At 69.8% G+C, this 12,753-nt stretch carries 13 protein-coding genes; 9 read left to right on the top strand and 4 right to left on the bottom strand.

Translation table 11 applies throughout. The features are described 5' to 3' along the window. Positions 1–53 precede the first annotated feature (53 nt). From AB0I38_RS35920 to AB0I38_RS35905, 4 genes are all read left to right on the top strand, one after another. The gene (locus tag AB0I38_RS35920; protein WP_090946873.1) at positions 54–392 is read left to right on the top strand and encodes an STAS domain-containing protein; all 339 of its coding nucleotides are present in this window, start codon (positions 54–56) and stop codon (positions 390–392) included. A gap of 48 nt (positions 393–440) precedes the next feature. Then, positions 441–1,214 carry an SDR family NAD(P)-dependent oxidoreductase gene (locus tag AB0I38_RS35915; RefSeq protein WP_358492025.1) on the top strand — a complete coding sequence of 258 codons (774 nt, stop codon included), beginning with the start codon at positions 441–443 and terminating at the stop codon, positions 1,212–1,214. A gap of 6 nt (positions 1,215–1,220) precedes the next feature. After that, complete coding sequence (locus tag AB0I38_RS35910) at positions 1,221–1,985, top strand: crotonase/enoyl-CoA hydratase family protein (RefSeq protein WP_358492022.1); 765 nt, start codon at positions 1,221–1,223, stop codon at positions 1,983–1,985. 101 nt (positions 1,986–2,086) lie between these two features. Further along, on the top strand, positions 2,087–2,716 hold the full coding sequence (locus AB0I38_RS35905; protein WP_358492019.1) for a rhomboid family intramembrane serine protease: 630 nt from the start codon (positions 2,087–2,089) through the stop codon (positions 2,714–2,716). A gap of 171 nt (positions 2,717–2,887) precedes the next feature. Here the strand turns inward: AB0I38_RS35905 and serC are convergent, their stop codons facing one another. After that, positions 2,888–3,997, bottom strand: coding sequence for a phosphoserine transaminase (serC, locus tag AB0I38_RS35900; protein ID WP_358492013.1), 1,110 nt, complete (start codon positions 3,995–3,997; stop codon positions 2,888–2,890). Positions 3,998–4,192: 195 nt separating this feature from the next. After that, the gene (locus AB0I38_RS35895) at positions 4,193–5,299 is read right to left on the bottom strand and encodes a citrate synthase 2 (RefSeq protein WP_358492008.1); all 1,107 of its coding nucleotides are present in this window, start codon (positions 5,297–5,299) and stop codon (positions 4,193–4,195) included. Positions 5,300–5,475: 176 nt separating this feature from the next. Between AB0I38_RS35895 and pdxH the strand changes: the two genes are divergently transcribed. The 5 genes from pdxH (at position 5,476) to AB0I38_RS35870 (ending at position 11,372) form a co-directional block, all read left to right on the top strand. Continuing rightward, entirely contained in the window at positions 5,476–6,129 is a 654-nt protein-coding gene (pdxH, locus tag AB0I38_RS35890) for a pyridoxamine 5'-phosphate oxidase (RefSeq protein ID WP_358492004.1), read from the top strand. A 9-nt stretch (positions 6,130–6,138) separates the two neighbouring features. After that, positions 6,139–7,374 carry an MFS transporter gene (locus AB0I38_RS35885; protein WP_358491999.1) on the top strand — a complete coding sequence of 412 codons (1,236 nt, stop codon included), beginning with the start codon at positions 6,139–6,141 and terminating at the stop codon, positions 7,372–7,374. 154 nt (positions 7,375–7,528) lie between these two features. Further along, complete coding sequence (locus AB0I38_RS35880) at positions 7,529–8,233, top strand: metal-dependent transcriptional regulator (RefSeq protein ID WP_358491992.1); 705 nt, start codon at positions 7,529–7,531, stop codon at positions 8,231–8,233. Positions 8,234–8,356: 123 nt separating this feature from the next. After that, positions 8,357–10,579 carry an ATP-binding SpoIIE family protein phosphatase gene (locus tag AB0I38_RS35875; RefSeq protein ID WP_358491989.1) on the top strand — a complete coding sequence of 741 codons (2,223 nt, stop codon included), beginning with the start codon at positions 8,357–8,359 and terminating at the stop codon, positions 10,577–10,579. A 16-nt stretch (positions 10,580–10,595) separates the two neighbouring features. Beyond that, positions 10,596–11,372, top strand: a complete 777-nt coding sequence (locus tag AB0I38_RS35870; RefSeq protein ID WP_358491985.1) for an alpha/beta fold hydrolase — start codon at positions 10,596–10,598, stop codon at positions 11,370–11,372. Between the two features lie 12 nt (positions 11,373–11,384). Here the strand turns inward: AB0I38_RS35870 and AB0I38_RS35865 are convergent, their stop codons facing one another. Both AB0I38_RS35865 and AB0I38_RS35860 read right to left on the bottom strand, forming a co-directional pair. Further along, the gene (locus tag AB0I38_RS35865) at positions 11,385–11,546 is read right to left on the bottom strand and encodes a hypothetical protein (RefSeq protein WP_358491981.1); all 162 of its coding nucleotides are present in this window, start codon (positions 11,544–11,546) and stop codon (positions 11,385–11,387) included. Between the two features lie 39 nt (positions 11,547–11,585). Further along, positions 11,586–12,731 (bottom strand): acyl-CoA dehydrogenase family protein, encoded by a 1,146-nt coding sequence (locus tag AB0I38_RS35860; RefSeq protein ID WP_358491977.1) that lies wholly within the window; start codon positions 12,729–12,731, stop codon positions 11,586–11,588. Positions 12,732–12,753 lie beyond the last annotated feature (22 nt).

Raw genomic sequence — 12,753 nt, 5'->3', positions numbered from 1 at the left:
CATGCCCGGTATCCGGGGATGTCGAAGTACAGTGGCTCATCGAGGAGGGGCCAATGAAGCTGCGGCTTGCGCGACATGCCCTGGGTGACGCCGTGGTGGTGGCCGTTGAGGGCGAGCTCGATCTGTTCACCGCCCCGTTCCTCCGCGACGAGGTCCGAGACGCCATCAAGCAGGACGGCGCCCGGCTCGTCCTCGACCTCCAGCAACTGTCGTTCATGGATTCCAGCGGCCTGTCCGTGCTGATCGAGGCCTGGCGGCTGGCCACCGGCGAGGGCGGCGGGGTCTCGCTGGCCGCTCCGCAGGCGCCCGTGGCCCGCATCCTGCGCACGACGGGGCTCGATCGGCGGATAAAGGTCTACTCCGATGTCGACAGCGCCGTGGGTGAGATTTAACCGCCCCCGAGTAGAACTTCATTCGGTACGCGGGTTAGGGTCCCGGTTATGGACGTGAACGGATCTGCAGCAATAATCTCCGGCGGTGCCAGCGGCCTTGGTGAGGCCACCGCCCGTGAGCTCGCGCGACAGGGCGCGACAGTGGTCATCGCCGATCTCAACGAGGAGCGCGGCAAGGCCGTCGCCGACGAGCTCGGCGGGGTCTTCGCCAAGACCGACGTGTCGGACGACGAGCAGGTGCAGGCGGCCGTGGACGCCGCCGTCGCCACCGGCAAGCCGCTGCGCGTGGTCGTCAACAGCGCGGGCATCGGCTGGGCCGAGCGCACGGTCAACCGTGACGGTTCCCCGCACAACCCGGCCTCCTACCGCAAGGTCATCGAGGTCAACCTGATCGGCACGTTCAACCTCATGCGCATCGGCGCGGCCGCGATCTCCAAGACCGAGCCGGTCGACGCCGACGGGCAGCGGGGCGTGGTCGTCAACACCGCCTCCGTGGCCGCCCTCGAAGGGCAGACGGGCCAGCTGGCCTACTCCGCCTCCAAGGGCGGCATCGTGGGCATGACGCTGCCCGCTGCCCGCGACCTGGCGGCGATCGGCGTGCGGGTCAACACGATCTGCCCCGGCATCATCGACACGCCTATCTACGGCTTCTCGGCCAACGCCGACGACTTCAAGGCCAAGCTGGTGGCGCCCGTGGTGTTCCCCAAGCGCATGGGCCGGGCCGACGAGTTCGCGCACCTGGTGCGCTCCCTGGTGGAGAACGACTACATGAACGGCGAAGTCATCCGCTTCGACGGTGGCATCCGCTTCCAGCCCAAGTGAGGTTTCGTGTCTGACGAAGTGCTCGTCGAAGAGTCCGATGGCGTCGCCGTCATCACGATCAACCGTCCCAAGGCGCGCAACGCCGTCAACGGGGCGGTGGCGCGAGGCATCGCCGAAGCGGTCGACGCGCTCGACGCCCGCCCCGAGGTCTCCGCCTACGTCCTGACCGGCGCGGGCGGCACGTTCTGCGCGGGCATGGACCTCAAGGGGTTCCTGACCGGTGACGTGCCCATCGTCGAAGGGCGCGGCTTCGGCGGCCTGACCGAGGCGCCGGCCAAGAAACCGCTGGTGGCGGCCATCGAGGGCTACGCCCTGGCGGGCGGGTTCGAGCTGGCTCTGGCCTGCGACGTCATCGTGGCGTCGTCGGAGTCCAGGTTCGGCCTGCCCGAGCCCAAGCGGGGCCTGGTGGCCGGCGCGGGCGGCATCATGCGCCTGCCGCGCCGCATCCCCTACCACGTCGCCATGGAGATCGCCCTGACCGGCGACCACTACTCGGCCGCCCGGCTGTACGAGCTGGGCCTGGTCAACCGGATCACCGAGCCGGGCGCGGCGCTGGACGGAGCGGTCGAGCTGGCCCGCAAGATCGCGGCCAACGCGCCGCTGGCGGTCGCCGCCACCAAGAAGGTGATCATCGAGTCCCAGGACTGGTCCCTGGAGGAGATGTTCAGCAAGCAGGGCGCCATCGTCAACCCGGTGTTCGGGACGAAGGACGCCATGGAGGGCGCGGCGGCCTTCGCCGAAAAGCGCGCCCCCCAATGGAAGGGCGAGTAGCCCTGCCACGCCCCCTCCCTGCCGGGGAGGGGGATTCTTTTACGCATGCATGACTTGCGGCCCGTACGGTAAAAGAGAGGACGGTCTAGCAGGAGGAGCGCATGAGCGACTATTCGAGGTCCGCGTTCGAGTCGGCCAAGCGCGGCGCGGGCACCCTCCTGACGGGAGCCGCGAGCGCGCTCGTCATCATGATCGGCGTGCTGGGCGTCATGTGGGGCGTCGAGATCGTCGACTACCTGCTCAACGGCACCCTCGACCACCAGTTCGGCATCGTCGGCTGGGACCCTGACGGGCTCGTCGGCATCGTCTTCGCGCCGTTCCTGCACGTCGGCTTCGGCCACCTGATGGCCAACTCGCTGCCGCTGCTCATCCTCGGCTTCCTGGCCGCGCTCCGCGGCGTCGGCAAGTTCCTGGCGGCCAGCGCGGTCATCATCGTCATCGGCGGCTTCGGCACCTGGTTCACCAGCCCCGGTGTGATCACGGTCGGGGCCAGCGGGCTGGTGTTCGGCTACTTCGGCTTCGTCGTGGCCCGTGGCCTGTTCGACCGTCGCGTCCTCGACATCGTGCTCGCCATCGGGGTGGCGATCGCCTACTACTCGATCCTGTGGGGCCTGTTGCCCAACCAGCAGGGCATCTCGTGGCAGGGCCACCTGTTCGGGCTGATCGGCGGGGTCATCGCCGCCTGGTTCCTGCGGCGCAAGCGGCCCGAAAGCCCCTATTCCGCCTACTGAGCCACCAGCGGTGCGAGGCGCCGCACACCGGCCCCGCTGCCGTGGTGGGCGCGGCCCTGGTGCTGGAGGCGCCGTACGCCGCCCCTGGCGGGCTGCCAGGGGCCTTCCTCGCGCGGCGCGTCGAGGAAGACGACGCGGCACCCTCCTCGACAAGCTGTCACGCGGGACGCGTCAGAGGCGCTCGACCACGTAGTCGACGCACACCGTCAGCGCCTCGACGTCGGCCGGGTCGATCGCCGGGAACATCGCGATGCGCAGCTGGTTGCGGCCGAGCTTGCGGTAGGGCTCGGTGTCGACGATGCCGTTGGCGCGCAGCACCTTGGCCACGGCCGCCGCGTCGACCTCGTCCGCGAAGTCGATCGTGCCGACCACCTGGGACCGGAACTCGGGCGCCGCGAACGGCGTGGTGTAGGACGTCTTGTCGGCCCAGGTGTAGAGGCGCTGGGCGGAGTCGGCGGTGCGGGCGGTGGTCCAGGCCAGGCCGCCGTTGCCGTTCATCCAGTCGAGCTGGTCGGCCAGCAGGAACAGCGTCGCCACGGCCGGGGTGTTGTAGGTCTGGTCCTTGGCGGAGTTGTCGACCGCGACCGGCAGGCTGAAGAACTCGGGCACGTAGCGGCCCGACGCGGCGATCTCCTCGACCCTGGCCAGGGCGCGCGGCGACATGAGCGCGATCCACAGGCCGCCGTCGGAGGCGAAGCTCTTCTGCGGCGCGAAGTAGTAGACGTCGGTCTCCGCCACGGAGACGGGCAGGCCGCCCGCTCCGGAGGTGGCGTCGACGAGCACCAGCGCGTCGTCGGAGCCCACCCGCGTGATCGGCATCGCGACGCCGGTCGAGGTCTCGTTGTGGGTGAGCGCGTAGACGTCGACGCCGTCCTCGGCCACCGCGGTGGGGTGGGTGCCGACCTCGGAGGCGATCACCGTGGGCTCGCCCAGCCACGGCGCCTTCTTGGCGACGGTGGCGAACTTCGAGGAGAACTCCCCGAAGGACAGGTGCTGCGACCTGTCGCGGATGAGCCCGAAGGCGGCGATGTCCCAGAACGCGGTCGTGCCGCCGTTGCCCAGGACGACCTGATAGCCCTCAGGCAGCGAGAACAGGTCGGCGAGCCCGGAACGCACCCGGCCGACCAGGTTCTTGACCGGCTTCTGGCGGTGGGAGGTGCCCATGAGGCTCGCGCCGGAGGCGGCGAGCGCGGCCAGTTGCTCGGGACGGACCTTCGAGGGCCCGCAGCCGAAGCGGCCGTCGGCGGGCTTGATGTCAGCGGGAATCACGATGTCAGCCACCTGACCAGGGTACTGACGTGCCGCTGATGCCTTGGACCAAGTCCGGATTGTGAGACGCGTGGCGTGAAACTTTCCTGATTTCGCTCCGGATGGAAGAGCCCGTTACCGGCCCAACGTCCCGCTACCGCCCCAACGTAACGAAACGGCCCGCCGGTGGTCGGCGGGCCGTTCGCGGGGTCGAAGTCAGGCGGGGATTCAGACGGTGCCGGCGACCTCGGCGGCGCCGGGCACGTCGGACAGCGGCCGCGAGGCCGGGCCGATGTAGTCGGCGCTGGGACGGACGAGCCGGCCAGTGCGCTTCTGCTCCAGGATGTGCGCGGCCCAACCGGCCGTGCGGGCGCAGGTGAACATCGAGGTGAACATGTGCGAGGGCACCTCGGCGAAGTCCAGGACCACGGCGGCCCAGTACTCGACGTTGGTGGCCAGCACGCGGTCGGGCTTGCGCGCGGACAGCTCCTCGAGCGCCGCCTGCTCCAGTGCCGCCGCCACCTCGTAGCGAGGCGCGTCGAGCTCCTTGGCGGTGCGGCGGAGCACCCGGGCACGCGGGTCCTCGGCACGGTAGACGCGGTGGCCGAAGCCCATCAGGCGCTGGCCCTTGTCGAGCTCGCTCCGCACGTACTTCTTGGCGTCGCCCATCTGCTCGACGCCCTCGATCATGTGCAGGACGCGGGCCGGGGCGCCGCCGTGCAGCGGGCCGGACATGGCGCCGACCGCGCCCGAGAGCGCCGCGGCCACGTCGGCGCCGGTGGAGGCGATGACGCGGGCGGTGAACGTCGAGGCGTTCATGCCGTGCTCGGCGGCGGAGGTCCAGTAGGCGTCGATGGCCTTGACGTGCTTGGGATCAGGCTCACCGCGCCAGCGGATCATGAAACGCTCGACGATGGTGCTGGCCTCGTCGACGCGGCTCTGGGGCACCATCGGCAGGCCGAGGCCACGTGCCGACTGCGCCACGAACGACAGCGCCATCACCGAGGCGCGCGCGAGCTGGTCGCGGGCCTCCTCGTCGGTGATGTCGTGCAGCGCCTGGAAGCCGTAGGCCGGAGCCAGCATGGCGAGCGCGCTCTGCACGTCTACCCGGATGTCACCGGAGTGGACAGGAATGGGGTACGGCTCTGCCGGGGGGAGGCCCGGCTGGAACTTGTTGTCGACCAGCAAGCCCCACACGTGCCCGAAGGGGACGCGACCGACCAGCTCCTCGATGTCGACGCCCCGGTACCGCAGGGCGCCCCCTTCCTTGTCCGGTTCCGCGATCTCGGTCTCGAAAGCCACAACACCTTCGAGGCCGGGTTTGAAGTCGGACATGTCTGGCCGCCTCCCTTTCTTGCCATGTTCCGGCAATGCCTTGATGTCGAGATACCGGCGGGTCAATTTAACCCCCTGCCAGTTCGTGCTCGGTCTCCGGACCCGGTCGAACGGCATAACCGCTGGTAGGAGGCGTTGCGTGGGATCTGCCACTAAGCGCGACACAATACCCTCTCGTGGATACATCCTCTCGGCCGCCCTCCCTGGCAGGGCTGCGCCGCACCTACGAAGGTCAGCCTCTGCTCGAGTCCGGCATGGCGACCGACCCCATCACGCAGTTCACCGTGTGGTTCGAGGAGGCCCTGTCCGCCGGGCTGACGGAGCCCAACGCCATGGTGCTGGCCACCGCCTCGGCGCAGGGACGCCCCAGCGCGAGGACCGTCCTGCTCAAGGGCTACGACGAGCGCGGCTTCGTCTTCTACACGAACTACGCCTCGCGCAAGGGCCGCGACCTGACCGCGAACCCGTACGCCTCGCTGTTGTTCCCGTGGCATCCGATCCGCCGCCAGGTGCGCGTCGAGGGCTCGGTGGAGGCGCTCGCGCGCGAGGAGTCGGCCGACTACTACCACTCCAGGCCGTACGGATCGCGGATCGGGGCCTGGGCGTCGCGCCAGTCCGAGGTGGTGAGCTCGCGCGAGGAGCTCGACGCCCGCTACGAGGAACTGGCCGCCCGCTGGCCGGAGGAGCCGCCGATGCCCGACTTCTGGGGAGGGTTCCGGGTCGTGCCGTCCGAGCTGGAGTTCTGGCAGGGACAGCTCGACCGGATGCACGACCGGCTCCGCTACCGGCGGCTGAACTCCGGTTGGGCCCTGGAGAGACTCGCCCCCTAATCTGCCTAGGTGCATTTAGCGGAACTGGTCAAACGGCACCTTGTAGACACCCGGCCCTTGGCCGTCCCCGCCTACCGCCGGCTCTGGTTCGGCCAGGCCGTCTCGCACGCCGGCCTGGCCGTGACCGTCATCGCCGTCAGCCAGCAGGTCTGGGAGCTCACCCACTCCTCCCTCTGGGTCGGCATGCTGGGCCTGGCCAACCTGATCCCGCTGGTCGTGTTCGGGCTGTGGGGTGGCGCGATCGCCGACGCGGTCGACCGCCGCCGGCTGCTGATCGTCGGCTCGCTCATCGCCTGGGCGAGCACCCTGTTCATCCTGGTGCAGGCCCTGCTCGGCCTGAACAACGTGTACGTGCTGCTCGGCGCGGTCGCGCTGGGCGCCACCGGCTTCGCGATCACCTCGCCCACCCGGGGCGCGATCATCCCCAGGCTGCTGAGCCAGGAGCTGGTGCCGGCCGCCAACGCCCTCAACTCGCTGGTCTTCAGCATGGGCGCGGTCGTCGGCCCGATGATCGGCGGCGTCGTGCTGGCCGTCGCCGGCTTCGCGGCGGCCTACGCGGTCGACGCCCTGCTCTTCAGCGCCAGCCTGTACGCCGCGCTGCGGCTGCCCGCCCTGCCGCCGCTCGGCGAGGTCACCAGGCCGGGCGCCAGGGCGGTGTTCGACGGCCTGAGGTTCATCCTGGGCAGCCCGGTGCTGCTGATGTCGTTCGTCGTCGACATCATCGCGATGGTGCTCGCCATGCCCAGGGCCCTGTTCCCCGAGCTGGCCGACGAGCGCTTCGGCGGCTCCCCGATCGCGCTCGGCTGGCTGAACTCCGCCATGGCGATCGGCTCGGTCGCCGGCGCGGTGTTCTCCGGCTGGGTCGGCCGGGTCAGACGGCAGGGGCTCGCGCTGGTCGTCGTCATCGCCGTCTGGGGGCTCGCGGTGGCGGCGGCGGGGCTCGCCCACGCGTTGTGGCTGGTGGTGGCGTTCATGGCGGTGGGCGGCGCGGCCGACGTGGTGTCCTCGGTGTGGCGGCAGTCCATCCTGCAGCTGTACGCGCCCGACGAGATGCGCGGGCGGCTGCAGGGCGCCTTCATGGTGGTCGTGGCCGGCGGCCCGCGGCTGGGCGACCTGCGGGCCGGCGCCTCGGCCGTGGCGTTCGGCGTGACCGGGGCCTGGGTCGGCGGCGGTCTCGCGTGCGCGGCGGTCGTGCTGGCCGTGGGGTTGTCCGTCACCCGGTTCAGGGATTATCGGTCGGGCTGAGCCGTACCGGCAGGGGGCTCAGGCGAGCGCGTTGTTCCCGTCCGGTGCCATCGTGGGTCCTTCTCACAAGTAGGGTCTCGGGTGACCCCTGTGCCCGAGGCGGACGGGCTCAGTCCTTGCCACCAGCGGCGTAGCATTTGAGTTGGGAGGAGCCTTGACCGCACACGGCCTGATCGACACGACGGAGATGTACCTCCGTACGATTTACGAGCTCGAGGAGGAGGGCATCATCCCTCTTCGCGCGCGCATCGCCGAGCGGCTTCAGCAGAGCGGCCCCACCGTGAGCCAGACTGTGGCCCGCATGGAGCGCGACGGCCTGGTCCGGGTCGAAGGTGATCGGCACCTGTCGATGACCGACCTCGGACGCACCCTCGCCACCCGCGTCATGCGCAAGCATCGGCTCGCGGAGTGCCTGCTGATCGACGTCGTCGGATTGCCCTGGGAGGAGGTGCACATCGAGGCCTGCCGGTGGGAGCACGTGATGTCGGAGTCCGTGGAGGCGAGGCTGGTGATGTTGCTCAACAACCCCACGGTCTGCCCGCACGGCAACCCCATTCCCGGGCTGGCCGAGCTGGGCGTGGCGGAGGCGGGTGAGGGTGGCACCGGCGTGCTGATGTCCATGTCCGACCTTGCCGGGCCCCGTGACATCCCTGTGGTGGTGCGACGAATTAGCGAACAAGTGCAAAGCGACCCCGCCGTGATGCTTAAACTCAAGCAAGTTGGGATACAACCCGGACGCGAGGTCACGCTCGCGGCGAGCGACGACGGTGTGCGGGTGACAGGTGACGGAGACGCAAAGGACACTCCTGCGGAGCTTCCGCGGGATGTCGCCGCGCACGTTTTCGTCTCCAAGCGGTGACGCCCGCACTGCTGCTTGGTTGAATCCCTCCAGGGAGACCCCCAACTCCCCGCCGGTCAAGACTGTTGCAGGAGCGCCCGTGGTTCGCTTTGCGCACATGCCTCCCCTAGGAGTGGTCTCCGGATGAAGCGCTGGGGGGATCTGTCACAGGACGCGGCTGATCATCTGACCGCCGCCTCCGTGCTTGATCATGCGGAGATGGCCGTCGTCGTGACGGACCGCTTCAGCAACCTGCTCTATTGGAATCCTTTCGCGGAGAAGCTGTTCGGTCGTGCCGGCAAGACGCCGTCCCGGGAGACGACGGTGCTGTCTCTCGGGATCATGGAGAAGGACCACCCGCTCGCCGTCGAGTTGGCCAAGCACGTGCTGAAGGGCGGTGTCTGGGAGGGCACCTTCGACGTGCGCCGCGGCGACGGCACCATCGTCTACGTGCGCGCCCAGGCCGTGCCGCTGCGCCACCCCTCCGGCTCGGTGACCGGCATCGTCATCACCGCCCGCGAGGCGCTGCGCAGCAACGAGCGCGAGAAGGACCGCTTCGGCCTGCTCGAACGCATCGGCGAGCGGCTCGCCGGCTCCCTCTACGTCGAGGAGACGCTCAAGCGCGTCGCCGAGATGCTCGTCCCGCAGTTCGCCGACCACTGCTTCATCGAGTTGATGGAGGGCGACCGGCTGGTCCGGCGGGTGTCGCAGCACGTACAAGGCTGGGCGCCTCCGCCCGGCACGTGGAAGCCGGTCGGCGCGGAGATCCGCTACCCGCCCGCCCACTACGCCAACACCGCGATGCGCCGCCAGGAGACGATCCTGGTCGAGGACTTCGCCACCAGCAACTACCCCAGCCCCTCCGAGAGCGGCGCCAAGCTGTGCGGCGAGGTCGGCATGACCTCGGCCATCGTGGCCCCGCTCTGCGTGCGAGGCGAGACGCTCGGCCAGATGTACCTCGGGCTGTCCAACCTCACCGACCGGCGCAGCCCTCACTACGACGCGTTCGACCGCGACTTCGTCGGCGCCATCGCCACCCGGGTCGCGCTCGCCATCGACAACGCGCTGCTGTTCGAGGAGGAGCGGCACACCGCCGAGTCGTTTCAGAAGCACCTGCTGCCCCGGGCGTTGCCGCAGCTCGACGGCCTCGACATCGCGGTCCGCTACTACCCGGCGGCGCCGCTCGCCTCCCACGGTCAGGGCATCCAGACCCAGGTCGGCGGCGACTGGTACGACGTGATCCCGCTCTCGGCCGGCCGGGTCGGCATCGTCATCGGCGACGTCGAGGGCAGAGGCGCCAAGGCCGCGGCCATCATGGGCCAGCTCCGGGCCGCGCTGCGGGCCTTCGCCCAGGACGACAAGTCACCCGCCGACATCCTGGCCAGGCTCGACGAGTGGACCCGCATCATCGCCATTCCCGAGAAGGACGACAGCGGCGCCGACGTCAGCATCCCGCCCATCGTGACCTGCCAGTACCTCGTCTACGACGCCTGGTCGCGGCAGCTGTCCTTCGCCAACGCCGGTCACGCCCCGCCGCTGCTGCTGGTCGACGGCAAGTGCGTGGAGCTGGAGATCGAGGAGGTCGGCCAGCCGCTCGGCGTGCGGGCCAAGGGCCTGCACGCCGATCTGGTCTACAAGGAGGAGACACGGACCCTCCCGCCGGGCGCGGCGCTGCTCCTCTACACCGACGGCCTGGTCGACCGGCGTCCCAGCCGCGACGGCCGGATGCCCAGCGACGCCGAGACGCTCGCGGTGCTGCGCGAGAAGCTGGCCAAGGTGGCCGACGCCGAGGTCGAGCGGGTGGCCGAAGCCGCCACGGTCGCGGTGCCCGGCGAGATCGACGACGACATGGCGATCCTGGTGGTCCGCTCCACCCAGGCCGACCTCGACGTCGAGGAGCGCACCTTCCCCGCCCAGCCGATCATGGTCGGTGAGGCCCGCCGGATGGCGTCCGAGGCCTTCTCCAGCTGGAATGTGCCCGAGGAGCGGGCCGAGCTGGCCTGTCTGCTCGTCTCCGAGGTCGTCACCAACGTGGTGCTGCACGCCGCGAGCGCGAGCGTGCCGCGCAGGGAGCTGGTCGTCGGAGGGCCGCCGCTGCCGTTCGAGGAGTCCTGGGACGTGCCCGGCTTCGAGGACGAGGTGGTGGGCGACAAGGAGTTCACGCTGAGGCTGCGCAGGGGCGAGGAGTCGGTCTGGGTCGAGGTGTTCGACCAGGACCTCCGCCTGCCGCGCATCCGCAGCGCGGGCGAGAACGACGAGGGGGGCCGCGGCCTCTACCTGGTCGATCAGCTCGCCCGGCGCTGGGGCTCGCGACCCACCAGGGAAGGCAAAGCCGTCTGGTTCGAGATTCCCACGCGCAGTCGTTAGTGATTCACTCGTCGCCATGGACCTGGCCTTTGAACGGCGTGGCGCCGGCGCGCCGCTGATCCTCATCCACGGCATCGGGCATCACTGGCAGGCGTGGCTCCCGGTCCTCGACCGGCTCGCCGCCTCGCGGACGGTGATCGCCCTTGATCTGCCCGGTTTCGGCGTCTCGCCGGGGTTGCCGCACGGCACCCCCTACACCGCGGAGACCCTGGCCGACGCGGTCGAGTCGTTCTGCGCGCTGCTCGGGGTGCGCGAGCCGCATGTGGCGGGCAACTCACTCGGCGGCTACATCGCGCTGGAGCTGGCCTCGCGCGGGGTCGTCCGCACCGCCACCGCGCTGTCGCCCGCGGGTTTCTGGTCGCGTCCGGAGCTGCTCTACTGCCAGACGGTGCTGCGCGGGGTGCGCGCCTCCGCCACGTCGATGCCGCCCGAGCAGGCCATCAAGGTCGCCGAGAACCCGATCGGCCGGGCGCTGTCCTCCGCGCTGCTGGTCGCCCACCCGTCCCGGCTCCCGCCGACCGCGCTGGTGGCGGCCACGCAGGCGCTCGGCGCCTCAGCGGGGTTCGACGAGACGCTGGAGTCGTTCGCCGGCATGATGCCGCCCGCGCCGCCGAAGGCGCCCATCACGATCGCCTGGGGAGAGCGCGACCGGCTGCTCCTGCGCCGTCAGGCCGTACGGGCCGCCAAGTGGTCGGGGCAGCGGGTCAAGCTGCTCAAGGGCTGCGGCCACGTGCCGATGAGCGACGACCCCGAGCTGGTCGCGAAGGTGCTGCTGGAGGCCAGCGCCGGTTAGCCGGTCTGGGGGCTAGGCGTACTGCTGGCCATAGATGAGCAGCATCACGATGACGAAGACGATCACCACCCCGGCGTAACCCACGGGCCCCAGTCGTAGCGCACGGCGCACGCGATTGAGGCCCCAGGCGAACAACAAGGCCAGGAAAACAAGGAGAATCAGGCCGCCGTCCATCTGACCAGTATGCGTCGCCAGGTCGCGGCCCGCGCGCTCTCAGAAGCCGAAGGACCGGCCGATGATCTCCTTCATGATCTCGGTGGTGCCGCCGTAGATCGTCTGGACGCGGCTGTCGATCCAGGCCTTGGCGACCGGATACTCCATCATGTAGCCATAGCCGCCGTGCAGTTGGAGGCAGCGGTCGATGACCTTGGTCTGCAGCTCGGTGGTCCACCACTTGGCCTTGGCCGCGTCGACCACGGTCAGCGTGCCGGCGTTGAGCGCCCGGATGCACTTGTCCACGTAGTGGCGGGCGATCTCGGTCTCGGTGGCCAGCTCCGCGAGGACGAACCGGGTGTTCTGGAAGGATCCGATGCTGCGTCCGAACGCCTGGCGGGTCCTGCAGTATTCGATGGTCTGCTCCAGCACGGTCTCGGCCGCGGCCACCGCCGCCACCGCGATCGTCAGGCGTTCCTGGGGCAGGTTGCGCATCAGCTGGAAGAAGCCTTCGCCGTCGTTCGGGCCGAGCCGGTTGGCCACCGGCACCCGGACGTTCTGGAAGAACAGCTCGGCCGTGTCCTGTGCCTTCATCCCGATCTTGTCGAGGTTGCGGCCTCGGCCGAACCCCTCCATCCCGCGCTCGACGACCAGCAGCGTGGTGCCCCGTGCCCCGGCGTCCGGGTCGGTCTTGGCCACCACCACGACCAGGTCGGCGTTGATGCCGTTGGTGATGAACGTCTTCTGCCCGTTGACCACGTAGTGGTCGCCCTCGCGGACCGCTGTGGCCCGGATGCCCTGCAGGTCGCTCCCGGCGCCCGGCTCGGTCATCGCGATCGCGGTGATGAGCTCGCCGCTGACGAACCCGGGCAGCCAGCGCTGCTTCTGCTCCTCGTCGGTCAGCTCGACGAGGTACGGGGCCATGACGTCGTTGTGCAGCGTGAAGCCGAGGCCGGAGGCGCCGTTCCGGATGATCTCCTCGGCGATCACCGCGTTGTACCTGAAGTCCGTGATGCCCGCTCCGCCGTACTCTTCGGGGACGGAGAATCCGAACATGCCGATCTCGCCGGCCTTCTTCCAGACCTCGCGGGGGACCACGCCGTCCTTCTCCCAGCCGCCGTGGTGGGGCACGACCTCACGGGCCATGAACTCGCGCACGGTCTCACGGAAGAGCAGGTGCTCCTCGTCGAAGAGGTCTCGCTCCATCGGTCGCCTCCAAGCAGGGGTG

It is taken from the genome of Nonomuraea cavernae (assembly GCF_040655715.1).
In the GTDB taxonomy this organism is placed as follows: Bacteria; Actinomycetota; Actinomycetes; order Streptosporangiales; family Streptosporangiaceae; genus Nonomuraea; species Nonomuraea cavernae_A.
This window is presented reverse-complemented; position numbering and strand designations above follow the sequence as displayed.